We start from the raw sequence: 21,578 nt of genomic DNA on the forward strand, positions 1-21,578 counted from the left end.
TTAAAAAATAATAATTTAGGTGCCGGAAGTATAGGGTGCTTCCGGCACTATAAATTTAGATAGCATGAAAAAACTGATTCTATTTACAGCTTTGCTGGCCTTTCTTAATGCAGGGGCTCAGGGTTATCTTAAAGAAACCGAATCCGGTTATGAGGGAAAGTTTATACCTAAGCTGCAGCAGGAGGAAGATGCACTTCACTTTTTGGTATTGGGCGACTTTGGCCGTCATGGCCAGTACCATCAAAAGCCCGTGGCAGAACAAATGGGTGCTGCTGCCATCACACTGGATATAGATTTTACAATCTCTGTAGGCGATAACTTTTATCCTAACGGGATAGAAAGCACACAGGATCCTCAGCTTCAAAATTCTTTTGAGGATATCTATACCAATACAAAGCTGTATGAAAACTGGTATGTTGCTTTAGGTAATCATGATTATAACGGTAACATACAAGCCCAGATAGATTATACAAAAGTGAGCCGCCGCTGGCAAATGCCCGATAAGTATTATCAGGAAACGTTTACCCTTAAAGACGGCAGTAAACTGCTTATGGTAGTTATGGATACCAATCCGTTTATAGACAGCTACTATAATAAGGATAATGATATGTATAAAAATATCATTGCCCAGGATACTACCGCACAAAGGAAGTGGCTGGCAGAAACACTTGAAAAAACCGATGCCAAATGGAAAATAGTTGTAGGGCATCATCCGTTATATAGCGGAGGGAAGAGAAAGAACAGCGCCGATACAAAATCCTTTGAAAAAAAGTTTGCCGCTTTTTTTGATAAGTATAAGGTAGATGCTTACCTGTGCGGGCACGAGCACGATTTACAGGTAGTAAGACCAAAAGGCCGCTATACTACCCAGTTCCTTTCGGGAGCGGGGAGTGAAGTAAGGCCAAGCGGTGAGCGCGAGGGTACTCTTTATGCCAACAACGAGGCCGGGTTTATGTGCTTTTCTGTAACCGGAAAGAAAATGCTGGTACAGTTAGTTAACGACCATGGCGAAATTATTTACACAACAGAACTGACATAAAAATGAGAAAAAACATAATACTTGCAGCTGCTTTAGGATTAACACTTGTTTCCTGCGGAGATAAGCTGGCCCCGGTAAGGGAAGATGCCATAAAGCCTGCTGTAGTGACTGAAGCTACTCCACACGATACTGACGACCCATCTATATGGATAAATCCTGAAGATGCAACTAAAAGCCTTATTGTAGGAACCGATAAGGATACAGATGGCGGATTGTACATGTATGACCTTAACGGTAAAATCGTAAAAAAATCGATTACCCTTAAAAGGCCTAACAATGTTGATATAGCTTACGGACTAATGGTAGGCGGTAAAAAGACCGATGTTGCTGTTACTACCGAAAGGGAAAGTAATAAGATTAGGGTTTTCAGCCTTCCGGATCTTGAGCCGATTGACAATGGCGGTATTGATGTATTTACGGGAGAGGCAGAGCGCGACCCAATGGGTATTGCACTGTATACACAAACCAAAGACAGCCTAACGTCAATATATGCCATAGTAGGTAGAAAAAGCGGGCCATCGGGCAGCTATTTGTGGCAGTACGAGCTTGCCGGAAATGATAACGGTACGGTAACTGCTAAAGTGGTAAGAAAGTTTGGTAACTACAGTGGTAACAAAGAGATAGAAGCCATTGCCGTAGATAACGAACTTGGTGTGGTTTACTGCTGTGATGAAGGAAAAGGTATAAGAAAATACAAAGCCGACCCTCAGGGAGGTAATGAGGAGCTTGCCTTTTTCGGTCAAACTGATTTTAAGGAAGATCATGAAGGGATGGCTATTTATAAAGCAACCGACTCTACAGGATATATACTGGTATCAAATCAACAGGCCAATACTTTTATGGTTTACCCTCGTGAAGGAATGAATGGTAATCCTAACGAATATAAATTACTGGCAGAAATACCAACTTCAACTATAGAGTGTGATGGTGCCGATGCAACCAGCCTGAACCTTGGAGGTAAATTCCCTAAAGGTATGCTTGTGGCAATGAGCAACGGTATGACGTTTCATTACTACGACTGGAACACGATCCAGAAACTGATAGACGAAAAAATAAAATAGAGGAAGATTAAATGTGAGACTATCTTCTTTTTAAAAAAGGCCCATTGTGAGAGGGCCTTTTTTTATTTATACCTGTGAGTTTTTCTTAAAAACAAATTCTAAATCATAAGGGCAAAATTCTAAATCAATCGGGCTATATGCCCTTTTTCTTCTTTTTTACAACAGGAGGTTTGATAATTTTAAACATCATAAGCAGATTTTTACTACAAATCCCAACACATGAAAAAGAGAAAAATACTTATCATTTCCGGTATACTGATGCTGGTTTTTGCAGCAGCCTACTATTTCTATTTCGGCTTTTTATATAAAGATGCCCGTAACATAGAGGCAGAGCAGCCGGCTTATACCATAACAGCAGAGACCCTTGTAAAGGATTATGAAACCGACAGGGTTAAGGCCAACTCAAAATACCTTAATAAGACAATTGTGGTGCTTGGTAATGTAAATGAATCAGACAGTACCACGCTGGCATTGGCAGGTGGTGTGTCATGCAGCTTTGATGCCGCATTATCAGCCCAAACAGGGGAGCAGATTAAGGTAAAGGGGAGATGCATAGGCTTTGATGAGCTTTTTGGCGAAGTAAAACTGGATCAGTGTACAATTAATCAATAATACGGATGAGGAATTTTTTTGTAACAGTACTTTGCCTTATGGGAGGGTTTTCGGCATTTGCACAAGACGACCTTTTGGCAGAAATAGACACAACAGCCACTCAGGGTTATGATACCCCGGCTTTTAAAGGATTACAGATAGTAACGTTGCAGTCTACCAAAACACCGGCAGCCAAAGAAGCCTACTTTGTGGTTTCACACAGATTTGGAACGGTAAAGGATGGTATCTCGGAGTTTTTTGGACTGGATATGGCAACCACTAAAATTGGAGGGGTTTATGGTATTACCGACTGGGTTTCGGTTAGTGCCTCCCGTCACACCCTTTTAAAAGTATATGAGGCAGCCGTAAAGTACAGGCTGGCAAATCAGGGAGACGATTTTCCATTAACGGTTATAGGCTACAATACGGTAGATGTAAATACCTTTTTGGAAAAGGATGATTACCCTAATATAGAGTTTAATGACAGGCTTACCTATATTACCCAGTTTTTGGTTTCCAGAAAAGTGTCCGAAAAGCTTTCGTTGGAGGTAGTGCCTATGTATATTCATAAAAATCTGTACAACCCGGATATAGAAAATGATAATCAGGTGTCGTTGGGTGCGGGAGGCAGGTATAAGATAGGGAAAAGGCTTTCCCTGAACATGGAATATATATACAATTTTGATAAGCCGGGATATTACCAAAATCCGCTTTCTGTAGGGTTGGATATAGAAACAGGGGGACACGTGTTCCAGTTGTTGTTTACCAATTCTCAGGCTATGACCGAAGGTGGTTATGTAACCACTGCGGCGGGCGACTGGGGTAACGGCGATTTCTTTTTTGGGTTTAACTTATACAGGGTATTTTAAAATGAAGAAACTAATATACATAAGCATAGCGGTAATGGCAGCAGCTTTATGCTCCTGCGAGTCTAATACATATGAGGATATAAGCGATCCGTTTATAATAAACGGCACTGTAACCTATACCGGATATGTAAAGGGTATAGTGGATGATAAATGTGTTTCCTGCCATAACCCGGGAGGAGATGCCTCATCAAGGCCTTTACAAACGTACGATCAGGTTAAGGATGCGGTACTCAATCATGATTTGCTTACACGCATTCAGTTGCAGTCGGGAGAGGAGGATTTAATGCCGAAAACCGGCAGGATGTCGCAAAACCGGATTAACGTTATCCTGCAATGGAAGGAGGATGGATTATTAGAATAACTAAATATAAAAGTTATGATTAAAAAAAGCTTCTTGGTGTTTTTTATGGCGGCTTTTGTGCCATTTGTCTGCAAGGCACAAAAGTTTGCCACTAAAAAAGGAAATATAAAATTTGAGGCCTCTGTACCTTCTTTTGAAGAAGTGGCGGCCGAAAACAAAACGGTATCGGCCATATTCAATGCTGATAACGGAGAAATGGCTGTGTTGGCACTAATGAAAGGCTTTCGTTTTAAGGTTGCCCTAATGGAAGAGCACTTTAACGAGAGTTATGCTGAAACCGCTAAATATCCTAAAGCTGTATTTAAAGGGAGTCTGGAAAATTTCCGCCTGGCGGATGTGACCGAAAAACCAAAACAGTTTAAGATTACCGGAGAACTTACCCTGCACGGCAAGGCCAAAAAAATAACCGATACGGCTATGGTATCAAAATCAGGAAATACTATTGTTATTACTGGAGAATTTACGGTTAAACCTGCCGATTTTGATATTGAGGTGCCCAGTATGGTAAGCAAAAAAGTAGCCGATGAGGTACAGGTAACCTATAGCTTTTCGCTTGATAAATAAGCTGTTGGTTTTTGTTACTAACTAAATTTAAGAACTGTTTAATGGTTAAATGCCATATCTTTATGCCCTAAAACGATCTTCATGAAAGTATTAGGGCTTTTTTTATGTCTTCTTTTTATTACTCCAAAAAATGAACTGGCTACCGTAAGGCAGCAATATATTAATGCGGCAGTATCGCAGTCAAAAGCAGCAGATTTTTATGCTTCATTAAAGGAAATTGAAAACAGCCACAGTAATACTACCCTTTTAGCTTATAAAGCTGCTTCACAGGTACTGATGGCGAAATATGAAAACGGAATTGTTCCGAAAATGCGTTATTTTAACAGAGGGACTGATTTACTTGAGGATGTTATTGCAAAAGATGCCCAAAACTACGAGGCGAGGCTAATCCGTTTAAATATTCAGGACAATGTTCCGTGGATAACAGGTTATACGTCAGAAATTGATGAGGATAAGGAGTTTCTTATTGCCAATTATGAAAAACAGCCGGAAGATCTTAAAGCCTTTACGAGGAAGTATGTAATTCAGTCGGGTGCTTTTACCGATAAGGAAAAGCTTGCCTTTAATTAAAAGTAAGCCCTTAACTGTACATTACCGGTATGTATGGCTTTGCTGGTTTCACTTTTTCTTCCCTGATAGTTTACATTAACATCCAGAAACTGAGTAAGGTTTTTTTGCAGGAGCAGTCGCCAGGTAAGGTTTTTGCCTGCCTGTAATCCTTCAAGCATCTGATAGGCCGCAGGAGAAAGCTCATTTCCTGTAAAGGCGTTATTATAAAATGAAAATTCCCCGTTTACGGTAAACTGCCTTTCGGATGCATAGGTGAAAGATGTTCCTAAACGCTGCTGATCCAACAGTTCCCTGTCGCCTATACGATTCTCTTTGTTTCGGTATTCATAGAACAAATCCCAACTCGCATTCTTAGAAAAAATATATGATACTTTAGGAGCAAGCAGGTAACCACGTATTTCATAATTCCTGCTTCCGTAATTTTCACTGTAGGTATCGGCGTTTATGGTTTGTCCGTTAAAGCCAAACAGCCACGTCTTTTTGATCAAATGAGAATACTGTAACTGGTGCGAACTGTTCCTGCTTTCCTGAGACCCGGCATTAAGCAATGTTCTTGCCCTGTTTTTAAGATAGGTATAGGTAACGGAATGATCCTGTTTTCCTCTATTGTAAAAAAGGCTGTTGCGTATGCTGGAATTTAAACCCAGTAGCCCTTCTTCACTCGTATCAAAAGGGTTAAGGTCAAACTTGCCGGGATTGCGTTCTATCTTCCTGTCAATTAAAAATGAGGACTGATTATAAAAATAAGACAACAGTTTTTTAATCCCCTTTTCGTTTTGCCATTGGTTAGGGTTAAGGGTAAGCGACTGCGAAAATTTATTTTGGTGTGTGCGTATAAAAATCTGGTTGGGGAGGTATACCCGTACATACTTGGCCTGATCGGGGAAAGGGGCAACCTCAAACTCCTGAAGTTCCTGTATGCCGTTGCCGTTATAATCATTCCATGTATAAACACCCTGTCCCGGTTCAACCTCAAGGTAGGTAAAGTCCTGTTGCGGTATGGTACCCGATGAGGTTTCATAAGCGGTGGTAACCTGCATAAGCTGATCAAAATACCTGTCGTTATATAAAATCCTGGAGTTTAGCGATTGTTCGTTTTTAATGGCAGGGTCGGTAAACTTAAGATTTCTGTAGTTTACAAAAACGGTCAGGTCGCTTTTATCAGTTTTAAGTAGTCTGGATTTTAAATAATAAGAGCGGGATGTATTTACCTTTTCCAACAGGTTATTTACAATACTGTCGTTAGACCTTTGCAGGTAACCCAGTTCCATATAAACTTTAGTGCTGTCTCCTCGGCCTACAAAAGCCCCATATTCGGCAAATCGCTGACTCAGTATCGAAAGCTGTCCTGTTTCCTTTAGTCTTTCGCGGTTGTCTTCATGGCGCACAGTACCACCCACCCAATTCTTTCCGAAATGGTATTTGGCAAGCGCCTCGTTTCTTATAAATTCTGATGAGGAGTAATTGCCATCGCTGTTTAGCCAGCTTCCCCTGTCCTGGATCAATAGCTTATTAAAAACAAATCGGCTGTCTACTACCTGTCGTGTGCCCGAAAAACTCCCCGAATAATCCAACTGTTCCAACTGATAATTGAAATTCCCCTTTTCCGGCAGCCTGAAAACAGTACCTGCCACAAGATAGCTTTGGTTACCTTCGGTAGTGATTATCCCGTTAAGGTTCCAGTCACGGTTAAACTCAATGTTGAAAAGACGCTCTATGGTCCTGAAATCCTTTTGAACGAACTGATAGTTGGCAAAAGCATCCAGTTCCCATTTTCCGGTATACAGGCGCTGTTTTGCGTCCAGTTTTCCTGCGAGACCATTATTGTTGCCGTCGTCTGCAGGAGAGAAGAGGTTAAGGTCGTTATTGCTTATACCCGCCTCAAAATTTATATTGGTCTTTTCGCTTGGGTTGTATTTACCCAATATGGTGGCAATCTGTATTTTTTGTGGGGCTACAAGCCGTATAACGGGTTCGTAGTTACCCTGCGGAATCCCGTTTACGGGAGGAGCATATTCAAAAATGCGTCCTACTGCTGCTGCGTTTGCAAGTACATAATTCCCTGAATTTTCACCTACATAGCTAAAACGTACATTGTAAAGCTCATCATCGGGATTGTTGGAATATTCAAAAACCTCAATGCCGTTTACAGTCGTTTTGCGGTACAGTATCTTATTTTCAGAATAACTGTCAACATAAGCCGACGGAGCCATCATCTGGCTTGGGTCGTCACCTGCCTGTTGCAGTATCGCTACCTGTTCTTCGGTAAGGTTTTGTTGCAGGGGCTGGTTCTTAATGTCATTTTCAGAATACACAAACCCGCCGATGCTCCATTTTTCTTCTTCATGGGTAACGCCGCCATAGGTCAGCAGCCTGCTGTAGCTTTGCACAGTGTATTGGTACTCCACATTAATACGCATTTCCGAAGTAATAGGGAAAAGCGAGGTAAATATAATTTCCCCCGCATTATAATCGATAATATAATCGTTGTTTTCGCCACGCTCTAAAAGTATACCGTTTACAAAAACCCTCTCTGACCCCGAAATTACCAGTATATACAATTCGTCATTTGGGCCACGCAGTTTGTACGGACCCTGATTACCTTCCTGCCCCGTAAAAGTACTTTTTGCATATTGCCCTCTTACCAGTGCGGCGGCTGCAAATACGGTGGTTTTGGAATCCTCGTCACCAAAAGAGAAGTTAGTGGAAATACCCTGTACCTTCTTGTTAAAGTTAAGGAAGTGGGACTGCCTGTTCTCTAAAAACAAGTCGCCCGCACGGATGCTCCAGTTGTTACTAAAAAGTTCTATAAATATCTGGTCGAATTCATCGAGCTTTTGCGAATATCCGCCTTCCTGTAACGGGATATTACTATCCTGAATGGAAGCCCTCAGGCTAACCTTGTCAGACAGTTTTCCTGTAATCTGTAGGTCGAGATTGGAGTTTACAACCGCATTCTGGTTATTACCTACGGTTATCCCACGCGTGATACTACCCGAAGTGTTCAGTCCGTCAAAAGGGATAAAACTGTTTAGCGGGTTTCGGTTTACACGATAAAGGTTTTCGGTGCCTGTGGCGTTGTTATCCACCACCCTGGAGTCGTCATAAATACTGTATTTTTTGGTAAGGTACTCAGGGTAGTTAAGGTAACGCATGCTTAGCGTGTCTCCCAACTGTAAGCCCTCTTTAAAAACGAGCGTACTGTTACGAAAGTCCACATGGTAATAACTGGTGTCTATATCGTTGCCCAGTTTGTCCTTTAACCTGAAAAATGCCTTGTTAATACTTACGCTGTCGATACGGATGGTATCGTTAGTAACGGTAATTTTTCGGTTTTTAAAAAGCGCAGGTGTTTCCTGCGCGTAACCCGCGGAAAGAAAACACAAAAGCAGCAGTAAAAACCTATATCTCAGCATCACAAGAGTATAACTCCAAAAAGGCAAAAGTAGTGTATTTAGCGGGAAGAATTAAAAGTTGGTGTTTGTGCTAAATTTTGTAGGTTTGAGAACTATAACCACAACCACATTTTTATGAAAAAAGCAGAACTTATTTTAGGAATATTAATTCTGACGGGAATTGCATTATCTGTTTTACATCTTCCGGGGGGAGCTATGCTATTAGTTTTAATTATGCCTGTTTTAAGTATGATGTATTTATGTTTAGGCTTTGCTTTACTTAATGGTATACCCCTTAAAAATGAGAGCTATAAAGGATTAAGTACAATGCGTATAGTAGGCAGTGTATTATCGGGGATTGTTTTTTCGATAGCATTAATAGGTATACTGTTCGGGTGGATGATGTGGCCGGGGGCATCTGTAATGCTTCTTAGTAGTATTGCCGGATTACTTATTATGCTGATAGTCGTTCTTATAAAATATTTTACAAAAAAGGACTTGTTTTACAGGAACATGCTAATTAGAATTGCTGTTATCGGAATTCCGTCGCTTTTATTGTTTGCAGATCCTTCTCTTGCGGGAAAGATTAAATACGGTAATAATCCTGAGCTTATACAGGCAATTAAAGAAGCCGAAGCGGATCCTGAAAATGAAGAACTTTGGAGAAAAGTCGATAGTATTAGAGGTTTAAGTGATAGAGAATATCAGCAGGATAGAAACAAATAGAGGTCTAATATTTTTAAGATAATTAACGCTTGCCGTAAACATCTAATTCATTAATTTTAAGGGTAATATTAAAATGATGAGTGATGCTGTCGCGAAAAAATCTTGTAGACGAACTGCTTGCCCAAAGAAAGCGAAGTTTGACCGAGGCCGATTTAATAGAATCGGTAAAAGTATTACTTATTCGTGATGAAACCCAAAGGCAAGCCATAAAACAAAGGCTTAATGATGGGGGAGAGCAGGATAGCAATTCCTTTATTTTTGATTATCTGGAATCCGACAGGATTTTTCATGTTGACCAAATCAAGGCTGTTTGTGTGGACTACAGGTTACGTTTTTTAAATAGTAATCGTTTTAAAGGGCAGGTTCCCGAGGAAGCTGTTTCAAAAATACGTTCACTGGAAAAACAGCATAATACTACCCTTAGCGGATTTAAGATTGCCGCTCCGTCCAAACTTTTTAAGCTCGATAATTATGACGATCCTTTACTGTTTACCCCTATAGGTAACGGATACTATTATCTTGTACATAAATGGGGTAACGATATAAGTGGCTGGCGAAAGTTGCTGGTTCGTCCTTTTAGGGATTTCGGTAGTTTCCTGTTGTTCCTTGTCCTGGTGAGTGTGATGCTAACCTTCATGATATCAGACGGTGCATTAGGTGTAGCCGATGTGTCGGTAATGCGGTTTATCTGTTTCCTTTTTATTTTTAAAGGCGTTTGCGGTATTTCACTTTACTATTGCTTTTGGAAAGGCAAGAACTTTAATACTGCCATTTGGAACAGTGATTACTACAATCACTAAATATTAAATTTTCCTAAAACTTTGATAATGTTAAAGATGTAAGTTTTATCTTTAAAGAAAAACTTTACAGAATGACATTTGGTAAACAAATACTCTATACCGCGACTGCGGCCATTTTAGGTGTTTATTTTTTAACGACAGGCCTGGTTAAGGCCAAGCCTTTCCTTGCACCGCTACTAACCGCTGTCATTTTGGCTTTATTGGTACTGCCCATAGCCCGAAAACTGGAATTGTGGAAAGTGCCCCGCATGGCATCATCACTAATAAATACGTTATTGCTTTTTTTTGTAAGCGTGGGTTTTGTAGCACTTATATCCATACAGATACAGAGTTTTGTTGCCGACTGGGATAAGGCGAAACAAAAAATAATGCCCGAAATAGAAAAGCTTGAAACCTATGTTTATGAAAAAACACCCCTAGGTCCTGAGGATATAGAAAAACAGCAAAGTGAAGCAACGGGTAATATGGGAAAGCAGGCGCTGAGCTTTATAAACGGCCTGTATTCGTTTAGTGGTGATTATCTGCTAACATTTATCTATATTTTCTTTTTGCTTAACTACAGGCGAAAATTCAGGCAGTTTTTTGTAAAGCTCTTTAAGAAGGAAAATAAAAAGTATGTTGATGAGGTGCTCACACAGGCAACTAAGATTACTCAGGGCTACCTGTATGGTAAGTTTATACTCATGATATTTTTAGCTATTATCTATGCGTTGGGTATGGCGGCCTTTGGTGTTAGTAATTTTATTATCATAAGCGTGCTGGCGGCATTGCTTTCCATTATTCCGTACATAGGTAATATTATAGGCTTTTTAATAGCTATAGGTTTAGGCTATATTGCCGATGGCGATACAACCGCATTAATTGGTATAGTGATTACTTTTTCCGTAGCGCAGTTTATCGAGTCTTATCTGTTTGAACCTTATGTGGTGGGTGATAATGTAAACCTCGACCCGTTTATAACTATTTTGGCTGTTGTGGCAGGTAATATGATTTGGGGCGTAATAGGTATGATACTTTCCATACCGGTACTGGGTATAATTAATGTAATTTTTATGCATGTAAAACCACTCAAGCCTTACAGTTTTTTATTGGGTAATGGCGAGGTAAAGCAAAAGAGTAAAAATATAGGCAAGGATAAATAAACTATAAGCAAACTTTTGCATCTTTGTATAAAACCTTTAATGCTATGCGAATTACCTGTTTTTTACTGCTGCTGTTTATGGCTGTGCCCTGTGTGGCTCAAAATACCGACATAAACGAAGCCGTTACCAAAACAGACAGCCTGACGCCCGATCCTTTTTACAGGGAAGATCAGTTTTATGCATCCATATCCTATAATCTGGTACAAAACAAGGTCGACCAGTATTCGCAAAATGCATTTTCAAGCGGATTTACCTTTGGTTTTTTACGTGATATGCCTATAAACGAGGCGAGAACTTATGCAGTAGCCATTGGTTTGGGGTATTCTTACAATAATATTAAGCAAAACCTTTTTGTCTACGAAACACAGGAGAGAGGTGAAACAGCAAGAGTTTATGAAGTAGTGGAAGAAGGTTCGTTTGATAAAAGCAAACAGGTATTGCATTATCTTGAGATTCCGTTGGAATTAAGATGGCGTAACTCTACATCATACAGTCATAAATTCTGGAGGGTATATACCGGTTTTAAGGTAAGCTATCTTATAGGCGACCATTCTTATTTCGGGGCTTCGGGAGGAGAAGTTCGTGTAAGGAATAACCCTGATCTTAACAAACTAATGTGCGGCGCTTATGTTTCTGCCGGATGGAATACCTGGAATTTTTATACTTACTATGGCTTTACACCAATATATAAAGATGCCTATACTGTTAAAGGCGAAAAAATAAATTTGAGCTCGCTTAATATCGGGCTTATCTTCTATATCCTTTAAACTACAGCGAAGGCAGTAGCCACATATACCATAGCCCTATTTGGGGAAGTATACCTATTAGTGAGCCCAGTATAAGCTCGTCCATAGTATGTGCTTTCATAACAAGTCTTGAAGAGGCTGTAAACCCGCAACATAATATGAAAAACGCTATTATTGCGCTCATAGGGAGGCTATAATAAGCTGATATGGAAATTACAAATATGGTAAGTGATGTTACTCCCATCATGTGCAGGCTGGCCTTATAGCCTAACAAAATACAAAGCAGTGCTATAAGGGTGCTTATAAGGTAGCCCGTAAAGTAATAATGCAGCTCCTGTATGGTAACATTGCCAAACCCCTGTTTTATTAGTATAAAAAGCAGTATGGCCTGTATGGCAAGCGGTATTTTACGTTCTTTTTTATCAAGGTGTATTTTAGAGTGTATTAGTCCCAGCGAATTAAGGAGATAGTACACGCAAACCGGTAACAGTACGGTAAGGATAAGCACCTGTACCGATATAAGAACAATTTCATAACCGTAAAAATAACGGTGGGAGATAAGAAGATAGAACAGTGCGGCATATACCGATATAAACAGCGGATGGAAAATATAGGAGAAAGCCGGCAGTATCTTCTTCATGTTATATTTTCTTTCTCATCCTTGCCACAGGAATGTCAAGTTGTTCCCTGTATTTTGCAATAGTCCTTCGGGCTATAGGATAGCCTTTTTCTTTTAATATTTCCGCAAGTTTGTCGTCCGGTAACGGTTTTCTTTTGTCTTCTTCGTCTATAACGTTTTGAAGTATCTTTTTAATTTCGATAGTGGATACATCCTCACCCTGATCGTTTTTCATAGCTTCAGAGAAGAATTCCTTAATCAGTTTAGTGCCATAAGGAGTTTCTACATATTTACTGTTTGCCACACGCGATACGGTACTAATATCAAGTCCCACCATATCGGCAATATCCTTAAGGATCATCGGTTTCAGCTTGGCTTCGTCGCCATCAAGAAAATATTCTTCCTGATAATGCATAATGGCATTCATGGTAACAAATAATGTTTCCTGGCGCTGTTTAATAGCATCGATAAACCACTTAGCCGAATCCAGTTTTTGTTTTATAAATTGTACAGCATCTTTTTGCTGGTTCGATTTTTCCCTTGAGTCCTTATAGCTTTGTAACATTTCCTGATAATCTTTAGAAACGTGCAGCTCGGGAGCATTCCTTCCGTTTAGTGAAAGTTCAAGCTCGCCATCTACAATACGAATACTGAAATCAGGTACTACATGCTCTACCATTTTAGAGTTGCTGTCGTAAGCTCCGCCCGGTTTAGGATTAAGCTTTTCTATCTCGTCTATACCTTTTCGAAGCTGATCCTGACTGATGTCATACTTTTGAAGCAGCTTGTCATAATGCTTTTTGGTAAAGGCATCAAACTGGTTTTCCAGTATGTCTATTGCAAGATCTATAGATTCTGAAGGGGTTTTGTGTTTTAACTGTAGCAACAGACATTCCTGTAGGTCGCGTGCGCCCACACCTGCAGGTTCCAGCTGGTGTATAATGTGCAGTATGTTCTCTACTGTCTTTTCGTCGGTATAAATACCCTGAGTAAACGCCATATCGTCTACAATGTCGCTAATGCTCCTGCGGATGTACCCGGTATCGTCTATACTGCCTACCAGAAATTCGGCAATTTCCCTTTCGTTGTCGCTAAGTATAAAAGTGTTTAGCTGATCGCTAAGGTTTTGGTGAAAACTAACAGGGGCGGCAAAAGGCATAGTGCGCTCTTCGTCGTCGTCACTGTAGTTGTTTGCCTGTAATTTATAGTTGGGTATTTCGTCGTCGCTAAGGTATTCATCAATGTTTATGTCGTCGGCATCAATGTGGTCGTTGTCATAATCATCGTACTCATCATATTCATCATTGGCGAAATCATCGGTCTCATACTCATCTTCCTTGCCTGTTTCCAGTGCAGGGTTTTCAACCATCTCTTCCTTAAGGCGTTGCTCAAATGCCTGCGTTGGCAATTGTATCAGCTTCATCAGCTGAATTTGCTGCGGAGATAATTTTTGCGATAATTTTAATTGTAAATTCTGTTTGAGCATAGTAAAAACATAGGGTCTTAATAATTATAAAAGTACAAAAAAGCCCTTTTAAAACGCTATGTTTTTAGAAAAAATTATAATTAAGGAAAAAAGAGGTATAATTTTTGATGGTGAGGTGTTAACCACGATTGTCTTCAACTACTTTCAAGCTGAGGTAATAATCGATTATTTCTCCTTTGTCATTAATAGGGAACAGGTATTTTTCTTTTTTAATACTATCTCTATCTTGAGTTTTAACTTTCTGGATTTCCAGTTTATCTGTTTCTATTAGGTTATCAAGATTATTTGTGTCTAGCGTAATTTTGTTTTGGTTGATTCTGTAATTTCCGTATATATAGGTGCTAAATCCAATGGCAAAATTTTCAAATATATAAGTGCTGTCTGTTTTAAAATCTATAGATGAGCCATTAAAATCTCCATCGTAAGAGGCCCGCAATAAAGTAGGTTTGCTGAAATTTGAATTAATGTTAATTTGTAGTGTTATTATAATTATGATAAAACTCAGCGAGCAGTATGTGAAAGTGAAGTTGACAAGCTTTTTTTCTTTTCGGTATAGTTTAATCTCTTTGTATAGTGTAACCAAGGCTAATATGGTTCCTGTGAGTAAAAGGGGTATCCAAAACATAGCATCAAATAATGATACCTCATGTTTTGAACGCCAAGTAAGGTATACAAGTGTGAACCCGATAATAAGAATTGTTATTTGGCGGAGTAATTTCATAAGGTGTGCAGTTAATATTTTGTCTAAAATAAACAAAAAAGCCCTGCAATATCCTGCAGGGCTTTTTCTATATTCTGATATCTCAATACTAATTCCTGAAAATTAAAACTCAGCGTTTTGCGGAGTCCTTGGGAAAGGAATCACATCGCGGATGTTGCTCATACCTGTTACAAACAGTACAAGACGCTCAAATCCAAGTCCGAAACCGCTGTGTACCGCAGTGCCAAAACGGCGTGTATCCATGTACCACCATAGTTCTTCTTCGTCAATGCCTAAATCGGCTATCTTTTGCTGAAGTACATCAAGACGCTCCTCTCTTTGCGAACCACCTACAATTTCACCAATGCCCGGGAACAGGATGTCCATGGCACGTACGGTTTTGTTGTCGTCGTTAAGACGCATATAGAAAGCCTTAATTTTAGCAGGGTAATCAAATAAGATTACAGGTGACTTAAAGTGTTTCTCTACAAGGTAACGCTCGTGTTCACTTTGCAGGTCGGCACCCCATTCTTCAATAATATAGTTGAACTTCTTATTTTTGTTAGGCTTAGAGTTTTTAAGGATGTCGATAGCTTCAGTATAGCTTACGCGCTTAAAGTTGTTTTCAAGCACAAACTGAAGTTTTTCTAAAAGTCCCATTTCGCTGCGCTCGTTTTGCGGCTTCTGTTTCTCTTCGGCTGCAAGGCGCTCGTCAAGGAATTTAAGGTCGTCTTCACAACGCTCCATAGCATATTTAATAACATACTGAATAAAGTCTTCAGCAAGGTCCATGTTAGCATCAAGGTCGTTAAAAGCAACCTCAGGCTCTACCATCCAGAACTCGGCAAGGTGACGCGATGTGTTTGAGTTTTCGGCACGGAAAGTCGGTCCGAAAGTATATACCTGGCCTAAAGACATAGCATAGGTTTCTGCCTCAAGCTGACCAGATACTGTAAGGTTAGTTTCTTTACCGAAGAAATCTTCTTTGTAATCCACTTTCCCTTCTTCTGTACGCGGGGTGTTGTCAAAAGGTAATGCTGTTACCTTAAACATTTCGCCTGCACCTTCTGCATCACTACCGGTAATGATAGGTGTGTTTACATATACAAAGCCTTTTTCCTGAAAGTACTGGTGAATGGCAAAAGAAAGTACCGAACGTACTCTCATAATAGCGCCAAAAAGGTTAGTACGTGTTCTTAAGTGAGCATTTTCTCTTAAGAATTCAAGCGAGTGCTTTTTAGGCTGCATGGGGAATTTTTCAGGATCACTGTCTCCTAAAATTTCAATATGCGATACTTTTATTTCATATGTCTGACCTTTACCCTGGCTTTCTACAAGGCTGCCTTTTAAAGCAACAGCGGCTCCTGTGGTAATACGTTTAAGGGTTTCTTCCGGTGTGTTTTCAAAATCAACAACACACTGGATATTATGTATAACCGAACCATCGTTCAGTGCTATAAACTGATTATTCCTAAAAGTTCTTACCCATCCTTTTACTGATACCTCATCAATCGTGTTTGTGCTGTTCAACAGGTCTTTAACTTTTGTATGCTTCATTTTTGTTTTAAATTAAAATAGTATAAACTAATAAAAACGGTGTATTTTGCCTATTACAAAATACAAATGCCTGCAAATGTAGTAAAAACAACAAAAAGGTTTAAATATTAAACTCAGTAATTTGTAAAACTTTACCTTGTCTTAAAGTAGTACCTTTGCGTGCATTAAACATTAATGTCATGAACTGGATTCTACTTATTATCGCCGGATTATTTGAAGTAGGTTTTGCCTCTTGCCTTGGTAAGGCTAAGGAAACCACGGGTGTTGCCTCTACGTACTGGATGGGCGGATTTTTTGTTTGCCTTAGTATAAGCATGTTTTTGCTGTATAAGGCTACGCAAACATTGCCTATAGGTACTGCATATGCCGTATGGACAGGTATAGGGGCGGTAGGTACCGTGCTCATGGGTATTTTGGTGTTTAAGGAACCTGCCGATTTTTGGAGGATGTTCTTTATTACAACCCTTATAGCTTCGATTGTGGGATTAAAATTTGTGTCTCACTAAAATAGCTTAAGCACAAACGACAGCTTAATGGAAATATTCCTGTCAAAATCAGGAAGGTGATAAGGACCATATCTGTAAAAGAAGGTTAGTCCCAGTCCCTGGAATATCTCGTTAAGTTCAAGTCCGCTTTCGTAATATCCTTTTTCAAGGGTTTTGTAAGGCTGGCCTACCTGTCTTTCCTGATGCTCCATGTTACCCCAAACGGTTCTTGTTACCAGTACCGGAGTAAGCTTTATTTTCCAGAAAAGGTTTTGCCTTCTTAAGGCATGCTTAAACTGGAACATACCGTACTGGCTCGAGAAGAACTCATTAAAGTACATGGTTTCAAAACTGTTTTTACCTGCAAAGGTTATACGGGCAATAACGCCGTCTTTGTCAAGGTTGTTAGGTGAAGTACTGTACAAATGCGTAATAGGGATTTCGCCAAGCGCCAAACCGGTTTGTACTACTATAGATGTTTTTTGTCCGTTTATGTATTTCTTTTCGTACTCTGCCCTAAAGTCGAATTTACTGAAATTGAAATCTCCGTCAAGCGCACCCTTTATCGCCTGAGTGTACTGGAAGGTAAACTTAGGGAAGCGTTTTTCTACCTCTGTACGACCTTCCGGTGTCTGCATGAAATCGCTAAACGGATTCCATTGAACCGTACCTTCAAAAGTTGAGAGGGTGTAGCTGGAATATAGACGGTCGTTAACGTTAAAAACGTAATCAAAACGCGGGTCTACAGCAGTGTGGTTAAAAGACCATCTGCTTTCGGTTTTAGGTATGATTTTGGTTTCTAAATAAGCCTGCCAACGCCAGTATTTGTAAAAAGTAGATACGTTAATAGGGCGTGGGTCATATATTTTAAATACACGTTTATCGGTGGCAAAATTGGTGCTACCAATCTCCTGAACATCTTCAGTATAAGAACCGCCTATCCAGGAATCGGAAAATTTACCTATTCTTACAGCAGCGCCCAAATTGTATTTAAACTCGCCGTCTTTTGTACCATACACGCCATAGCCACCTATCCTGAAAGTTTCAGAGAATTTTTTATTGGTTATGCCGCCTAATCCTAACCTAAAGCCTTCGTAATTGTTGTATTTTACTATTTGCCTAAGATCCAAATCAAAAAAGCCCAGTGGCAGATAACCTGTGATTACCCTTTTGCCTAATTTAACAAGCTTTTCTATTTTTTCCTCGGCAACCAAACTGTCAAGGGCAGGATAGGTGTTCAGACTTCTTTCGTCAAGTGTGGTTGTTCGATATTGTTTCCAGTACTCTTCGGGTCTGGAAATGGCCTCTTCCTTAATTTCGATCGCTATAGCAGGGTTTTTAATAACCAGAGGAATATTGAATTCTTTCTCTGAATTGATCGATTCCGAATATACATACACAAAATCGGAAGCTTCCTTCTCTCTTGGTATGCTCGTTTCGTCTATGGCATCAAACTTAATGGTCTCTCCCAGTATGTTTATGTCCTGCTTATTGTTTCCCTTAACTATCTTGAGTGTTTTCTTATCGGGGAACCAAAGGTTAAGGTCTTTTTCAAATTTAAAATAATGTGTAGAGTTAATGTCAAGTACGTTCTTTACACGAAATACTGCTTTAGCTACGCCAAATGTAGCCCTGTCTATGTATAATATACCGTCAAGCCTTTTTTTCTTTTTAGCCCTTTTAGGGGTAAAATAAATCATGTAGGTTTCCCTGTTATCTATAGATACGGTATCTAATACATGATACTTATATTCTGTAAAGGCATTATTGTCAAGCGGGCCTATGTATTTTGTTTCTAAAAGGTCTATGTTGTTATATACCGAATAAGATTGCAGCTGTAGCCCTATAAACTCATAAATAGGTTCTTTAAACCCTGCCATTCGGGTGGCAAGTATGTTTTCTTTTAATCCTTCGTTTTTAGTATAGTTATATTCCGAAACCTTTTCGGTTTGATATAAGTGCTGTTTCTCAATCAGTTTTTTGAATTTGAAACCGGTTGAGTCTATCTTTTCCAGTATGCGTCCTGCTTTTTCATAAACAAAAACCGAATCAATCTTGCCTGATAGGGAATCGGGATTTGCAGTTATAATAAGCCTGTTGTAGGTTTTATATCTAAAACTGTTAAGCTTTTGCTGAGGGTCGTTAAGCGATTTTCGGTTTATGGCATGAAGGATAATTTGAGAACCGGCATCCGTTTGGGTTATAACTACCTCGTTAAGCTCCTGCGGCTTTATTTTAAGTTTTACCGTGTAAAAATTTTTACCTGCCTGCAGCTTTATGATTTTGTTTTCATAGCCGGTATAGCTTATGGTTAATTCCTGCTGGCGGGTTTGTGTCTCTACATTAAATTTTCCGTCAAGGTCACCCACTATAATTGTGCCGTCCTGAGTAATAATACTGGCAAAAGGAAGAGGAGAGTTAGTAGTACCGTCCTTAACAACTCCTGTAACGGTGTACTGGGCGTGGACAGCTATGCTGCAAATAAGAAGAAGCAGGGTGTATACAACTCTCATGTGGTCTTTTAGTGCTTAACGTGCAAAGCTTAAATTTGTTACAAAGATATGTGATAAATAAAAAGCCCGCTATATATAGCGGACTCTTAATTTATTGTAGTATGCCTTATACTTTCATTATTTCTGCTTCTTTGTGTACAAGCAGGTCGTCAATTTTCTTTATAAAGCTATTGGTAAGCTCCTGTACATCGTCTTCTGCTTTTTTACAAACGTCTTCCGACATACCGTCTTTTTCAAGTTTCTTAATTTCGTTGTTAGCATCCTTACGGGCATTTCTAACACCTATTTTAGCGTCTTCTGCCTCTGATTTGGCCTGCTTAACAAGATCTCTCCTTCGTTCCTCTGTTAACGGCGGAACGCTGATGATAATGTTGTCTCCGTTGTTCATTGGGTTAAAACCAAGGTTAGCAATCATAATTGCCTTTTCAATTGGCTGAAGCATACTTTTTTCCCAAGGGGTAACAGTTATGGTTCTTGCATCGGGAGTGTTAACATTGGCAACCTGTGAAAGCGGAGTTTGTGAACCGTAATAGTCCACTTTTACACCACCCAGCATGGCAGGGCTTGCTTTACCTGCGCGTATATTTAGAAATTCTTTTTCAAGGTGAGCTAAAGAACCGGCCATTGATTCCTGAGTGCTGTCTAAAATAAAATCTATTTCTTCCATAATGCTTTTTCGTTTCAGTTTTAAAAATTAAACGCTTACTGTAGTACCTACAAGTTCTCCTTCACAAACTTTTACCAGGTTGCCTTCTTTGTTCATGTCAAAAACAATAATAGGCAGTTCGTTTTCCTGGCTAAGGGTAAAGGCTGTAGTGTCCATTACGTTAAGGCCTTTTTTAAGTACGTCCTCAAAAGTAAGGGTGTCATATTTAGTAGCGCTTGCGTCTTTCTCTGGGTCGGCAGTATAAATACCGTCAACACGTGTGCCTTTTAGTATTACATCAGCATGAACCTCCACACCTCTAAGTACTGCAGCTGTATCGGTGGTAAAATAAGGGTTACCTGTACCGGCACCGAAAATTACAATCCTTCCTTTTTCAAGGTGGCGCACTGCACGTCTTTTAATGTAAGGTTCAGCAATAGCTTCAATCTTAAGGGCAGTTTGCAGCCTTGTTTGCATGCCTGCATCTTCAAGAGCTCCCTGTAATGCCATACCGTTAATTACGGTAGCTAGCATTCCCATGTAGTCTCCCTGAACCCTGTCCATACCATTGCTCGCGCCTGATACACCTCTAAAAATGTTTCCGCCGCCTATAACGATGGCAATTTCTACACCTTTTTCATGTATTTGTTTAATTTCACTGGCATATTCGGCAAGTCTTTTAGGGTCAATGCCATACTGCCTGTCGCCCATAAGAGCTTCGCCGCTTAGCTTTAACAGGATTCTTTTGTATTTCATAGGGTTTAAATTGAATGGTGCAAATATAGTAATTATTGTTTTGCCGAAAACACATTTTTAAGCCTGTATGCCTGCTAAATATACTATGTAATTAAACGATGAGTTCTTCGTAAGATTTTTTTGCTGCTTCGTACCCGATATTAAAAATCTCATCCATCTTTTGCCTGTTGCTTTCAAAAGTACTGTACATGGCTAATTCATCCGGGCTTATTACCCAGTCACAAAGGGTAAATTTCTGCATGTTGCTGTTTGCCGAAAGCAAATCATAAGCTCTTGTGGTTACCGCTTTTATAGATTTTAAATCCTCAGGGCCAATCTTTTGGATAGGACTAACATAAATGCCTATTAGTGTTTCACATCTTCCCTGTAAGATATCGGTAGGGAAGTGGTTAATAATACCGCCGTCGCTGTAAATCTTTCCGTCAATTTCATAAGGTGAGATGATGCCCGGAAAGGCAGATGATGCAATAACGGCATCGGCAATTTTTGTCTCGGGGCCAAATATCTTCAGTTTGCCCGAAACCAAATCGGTAGCGGTTATATGCATACGGCATTTTATTTCGCCGATAAGCGTATCGCCAAAAACCGAATGGAAATAAGTTTTAAAGGAATCGGAATCTATAAATCCCGCCTTGCGGAAAGTAAAGTGTTTCCAATGAAAAAAATAGATGGATTTGAAAAATTCCAGTATTTCTTCAGGCGATTTTCCAAAGGCATAAAGAGATGATACAATAGCGCCGGAACTGGTACCTGCAATGTGTGACGGTTTGATGCCTATTTCGTCAAAATATTTTAATACACCTGCATGGGCAATTCCTTTTGAGCCTCCGCCCGAAAGAATAATGCCAATGGTGCTGTCGTCAAATTTCATGGTGTGTTTGGTTTGCCTGACTAAATTACAGTTTTTTATTAGATGGCTTCCTTTTTGCTTTATAAAAGTTAATTTACTTTT

Annotated in this window: 21 protein-coding genes; 12 read left to right on the forward strand and 9 right to left on the reverse strand. The window is 39.7% G+C overall.

Annotated features, from left to right (window positions below):
• Window positions 1-64: 64 nt before the first annotated feature.
• The 7 genes from FUA48_RS05365 to FUA48_RS05395 all read left to right on the forward strand — a co-directional run bounded on the left by FUA48_RS05365 (window position 65) and on the right by FUA48_RS05395 (window position 5,055).
• Window positions 65-1,039 carry a metallophosphoesterase gene (locus FUA48_RS05365; RefSeq protein ID WP_147582593.1) on the forward strand — a complete coding sequence of 325 codons (975 nt, stop codon included), beginning with the start codon at window positions 65-67 and terminating at the stop codon, window positions 1,037-1,039.
• Between the two features lie 2 nt (window positions 1,040-1,041).
• Window positions 1,042-2,100: a phytase gene (locus FUA48_RS05370; protein WP_147582594.1), complete on the forward strand. Its 1,059-nt coding sequence runs from the start codon at window positions 1,042-1,044 to the stop codon at window positions 2,098-2,100.
• A 219-nt stretch (window positions 2,101-2,319) separates the two neighbouring features.
• Window positions 2,320-2,712, forward strand: coding sequence for an OB-fold protein (locus FUA48_RS05375; RefSeq protein ID WP_147582595.1), 393 nt, complete (start codon window positions 2,320-2,322; stop codon window positions 2,710-2,712).
• A gap of 5 nt (window positions 2,713-2,717) precedes the next feature.
• Entirely contained in the window at window positions 2,718-3,560 is an 843-nt protein-coding gene (locus FUA48_RS05380; RefSeq protein ID WP_205729434.1) for a DUF5777 family beta-barrel protein, read from the forward strand.
• A 1-nt stretch (window position 3,561) separates the two neighbouring features.
• Window positions 3,562-3,921, forward strand: coding sequence for a cytochrome c (locus tag FUA48_RS05385; RefSeq protein ID WP_147582596.1), 360 nt, complete (start codon window positions 3,562-3,564; stop codon window positions 3,919-3,921).
• Window positions 3,922-3,936: 15 nt separating this feature from the next.
• Complete coding sequence (locus tag FUA48_RS05390) at window positions 3,937-4,485, forward strand: YceI family protein (protein WP_147582597.1); 549 nt, start codon at window positions 3,937-3,939, stop codon at window positions 4,483-4,485.
• Window positions 4,486-4,566: 81 nt separating this feature from the next.
• The gene (locus tag FUA48_RS05395; RefSeq protein WP_147582598.1) at window positions 4,567-5,055 is read left to right on the forward strand and encodes a hypothetical protein; all 489 of its coding nucleotides are present in this window, start codon (window positions 4,567-4,569) and stop codon (window positions 5,053-5,055) included.
• Here FUA48_RS05395 and FUA48_RS05400 read toward each other — a convergent pair.
• Window positions 5,052-8,471 (reverse strand): hypothetical protein, encoded by a 3,420-nt coding sequence (locus tag FUA48_RS05400; RefSeq protein ID WP_147582599.1) that lies wholly within the window; start codon window positions 8,469-8,471, stop codon window positions 5,052-5,054. The two genes, FUA48_RS05395 and FUA48_RS05400, sit on opposite strands and share 4 nt — an antisense overlap.
• Before the next feature lie 114 nt (window positions 8,472-8,585).
• On the opposite strand from FUA48_RS05400, the gene FUA48_RS05405 reads away from it, so the two are divergent.
• The 4 genes from FUA48_RS05405 (at window position 8,586) to FUA48_RS05420 (ending at window position 11,885) form a co-directional block, all read left to right on the forward strand.
• On the forward strand, window positions 8,586-9,176 hold the full coding sequence (locus tag FUA48_RS05405; protein WP_147582600.1) for a hypothetical protein: 591 nt from the start codon (window positions 8,586-8,588) through the stop codon (window positions 9,174-9,176).
• Window positions 9,177-9,259: 83 nt separating this feature from the next.
• A complete protein-coding gene (locus FUA48_RS05410) occupies window positions 9,260-9,976 on the forward strand; it encodes a hypothetical protein (protein ID WP_147582601.1) in 717 nt (238 codons plus the stop codon).
• Between the two features lie 71 nt (window positions 9,977-10,047).
• Complete coding sequence (locus tag FUA48_RS05415) at window positions 10,048-11,118, forward strand: AI-2E family transporter (RefSeq protein WP_147582602.1); 1,071 nt, start codon at window positions 10,048-10,050, stop codon at window positions 11,116-11,118.
• Window positions 11,119-11,162: 44 nt separating this feature from the next.
• Entirely contained in the window at window positions 11,163-11,885 is a 723-nt protein-coding gene (locus tag FUA48_RS05420; RefSeq protein WP_147582603.1) for a porin family protein, read from the forward strand.
• A 1-nt stretch (window position 11,886) separates the two neighbouring features.
• On the opposite strand, the gene FUA48_RS05425 is transcribed toward FUA48_RS05420, so the two are convergent.
• The 4 genes from FUA48_RS05425 to asnS all read right to left on the reverse strand — a co-directional run bounded on the left by FUA48_RS05425 (window position 11,887) and on the right by asnS (window position 16,226).
• Entirely contained in the window at window positions 11,887-12,504 is a 618-nt protein-coding gene (locus FUA48_RS05425) for a hypothetical protein (protein ID WP_147582604.1), read from the reverse strand.
• Between the two features lies 1 nt (window position 12,505).
• Window positions 12,506-13,969 carry an RNA polymerase factor sigma-54 gene (gene rpoN, locus FUA48_RS05430; protein WP_147582605.1) on the reverse strand — a complete coding sequence of 488 codons (1,464 nt, stop codon included), beginning with the start codon at window positions 13,967-13,969 and terminating at the stop codon, window positions 12,506-12,508.
• A 118-nt stretch (window positions 13,970-14,087) separates the two neighbouring features.
• The gene (locus tag FUA48_RS05435; protein ID WP_147582606.1) at window positions 14,088-14,690 is read right to left on the reverse strand and encodes a hypothetical protein; all 603 of its coding nucleotides are present in this window, start codon (window positions 14,688-14,690) and stop codon (window positions 14,088-14,090) included.
• Between the two features lie 102 nt (window positions 14,691-14,792).
• Entirely contained in the window at window positions 14,793-16,226 is a 1,434-nt protein-coding gene (gene asnS, locus FUA48_RS05440) for an asparagine--tRNA ligase (RefSeq protein WP_129750687.1), read from the reverse strand.
• A 179-nt stretch (window positions 16,227-16,405) separates the two neighbouring features.
• Here asnS and FUA48_RS05445 point away from each other — a divergent pair, with 179 nt between their 5' ends.
• Window positions 16,406-16,732: a DMT family transporter gene (locus FUA48_RS05445; RefSeq protein WP_147582607.1), complete on the forward strand. Its 327-nt coding sequence runs from the start codon at window positions 16,406-16,408 to the stop codon at window positions 16,730-16,732.
• Here the strand turns inward: FUA48_RS05445 and FUA48_RS05450 are convergent.
• From FUA48_RS05450 to FUA48_RS05465, 4 genes are all read right to left on the reverse strand, one after another.
• Window positions 16,729-19,224 carry a DUF5686 family protein gene (locus FUA48_RS05450; RefSeq protein WP_147582608.1) on the reverse strand — a complete coding sequence of 832 codons (2,496 nt, stop codon included), beginning with the start codon at window positions 19,222-19,224 and terminating at the stop codon, window positions 16,729-16,731. The genes FUA48_RS05445 and FUA48_RS05450 overlap by 4 nt on opposite strands.
• A 106-nt stretch (window positions 19,225-19,330) precedes the next feature.
• A complete protein-coding gene (gene frr / locus FUA48_RS05455; protein WP_129750691.1) occupies window positions 19,331-19,894 on the reverse strand; it encodes a ribosome recycling factor in 564 nt (187 codons plus the stop codon).
• A gap of 24 nt (window positions 19,895-19,918) precedes the next feature.
• Window positions 19,919-20,626 (reverse strand): UMP kinase, encoded by a 708-nt coding sequence (pyrH, locus tag FUA48_RS05460; RefSeq protein WP_129750692.1) that lies wholly within the window; start codon window positions 20,624-20,626, stop codon window positions 19,919-19,921.
• A gap of 91 nt (window positions 20,627-20,717) precedes the next feature.
• On the reverse strand, window positions 20,718-21,497 hold the full coding sequence (locus tag FUA48_RS05465) for a patatin-like phospholipase family protein (protein WP_147582609.1): 780 nt from the start codon (window positions 21,495-21,497) through the stop codon (window positions 20,718-20,720).
• Window positions 21,498-21,578: the final 81 nt, after the last annotated feature.

The sequence above is a fragment of the Flavobacterium alkalisoli genome, assembly GCF_008000935.1.
Classification (GTDB): Bacteria; Bacteroidota; Bacteroidia; order Flavobacteriales; family Flavobacteriaceae; genus Flavobacterium; species Flavobacterium alkalisoli.

What these genes read in the sequence shown, in the direction of transcription:
- FUA48_RS05450 (WP_147582608.1), bottom strand. Translation starts at nt 19,224, where the DNA reads ATGAGAGTTGTATACACCCTGCTTCTTCTTATTTGCAGCATAGCTGTC.
- FUA48_RS05415 (WP_147582602.1), top strand. Translation starts at nt 10,048, where the DNA reads ATGACATTTGGTAAACAAATACTCTATACCGCGACTGCGGCCATTTTA.
- FUA48_RS05465 (WP_147582609.1), bottom strand. Translation starts at nt 21,497, where the DNA reads ATGAAATTTGACGACAGCACCATTGGCATTATTCTTTCGGGCGGAGGC.
- FUA48_RS05390 (WP_147582597.1), top strand. Translation starts at nt 3,937, where the DNA reads ATGATTAAAAAAAGCTTCTTGGTGTTTTTTATGGCGGCTTTTGTGCCA.
- FUA48_RS05385 (WP_147582596.1), top strand. Translation starts at nt 3,562, where the DNA reads ATGAAGAAACTAATATACATAAGCATAGCGGTAATGGCAGCAGCTTTA.
- asnS (WP_129750687.1), bottom strand. Translation starts at nt 16,226, where the DNA reads ATGAAGCATACAAAAGTTAAAGACCTGTTGAACAGCACAAACACGATT.
- FUA48_RS05445 (WP_147582607.1), top strand. Translation starts at nt 16,406, where the DNA reads ATGAACTGGATTCTACTTATTATCGCCGGATTATTTGAAGTAGGTTTT.
- FUA48_RS05405 (WP_147582600.1), top strand. Translation starts at nt 8,586, where the DNA reads ATGAAAAAAGCAGAACTTATTTTAGGAATATTAATTCTGACGGGAATT.
- FUA48_RS05395 (WP_147582598.1), top strand. Translation starts at nt 4,567, where the DNA reads ATGAAAGTATTAGGGCTTTTTTTATGTCTTCTTTTTATTACTCCAAAA.
- FUA48_RS05380 (WP_205729434.1), top strand. Translation starts at nt 2,718, where the DNA reads ATGAGGAATTTTTTTGTAACAGTACTTTGCCTTATGGGAGGGTTTTCG.
- FUA48_RS05400 (WP_147582599.1), bottom strand. Translation starts at nt 8,471, where the DNA reads ATGCTGAGATATAGGTTTTTACTGCTGCTTTTGTGTTTTCTTTCCGCG.
- rpoN (WP_147582605.1), bottom strand. Translation starts at nt 13,969, where the DNA reads ATGCTCAAACAGAATTTACAATTAAAATTATCGCAAAAATTATCTCCG.
- FUA48_RS05375 (WP_147582595.1), top strand. Translation starts at nt 2,320, where the DNA reads ATGAAAAAGAGAAAAATACTTATCATTTCCGGTATACTGATGCTGGTT.
- FUA48_RS05370 (WP_147582594.1), top strand. Translation starts at nt 1,042, where the DNA reads ATGAGAAAAAACATAATACTTGCAGCTGCTTTAGGATTAACACTTGTT.
- pyrH (WP_129750692.1), bottom strand. Translation starts at nt 20,626, where the DNA reads ATGAAATACAAAAGAATCCTGTTAAAGCTAAGCGGCGAAGCTCTTATG.
- FUA48_RS05425 (WP_147582604.1), bottom strand. Translation starts at nt 12,504, where the DNA reads ATGAAGAAGATACTGCCGGCTTTCTCCTATATTTTCCATCCGCTGTTT.
- FUA48_RS05365 (WP_147582593.1), top strand. Translation starts at nt 65, where the DNA reads ATGAAAAAACTGATTCTATTTACAGCTTTGCTGGCCTTTCTTAATGCA.
- FUA48_RS05420 (WP_147582603.1), top strand. Translation starts at nt 11,163, where the DNA reads ATGCGAATTACCTGTTTTTTACTGCTGCTGTTTATGGCTGTGCCCTGT.
- FUA48_RS05410 (WP_147582601.1), top strand. Translation starts at nt 9,260, where the DNA reads ATGCTGTCGCGAAAAAATCTTGTAGACGAACTGCTTGCCCAAAGAAAG.
- FUA48_RS05435 (WP_147582606.1), bottom strand. Translation starts at nt 14,690, where the DNA reads ATGAAATTACTCCGCCAAATAACAATTCTTATTATCGGGTTCACACTT.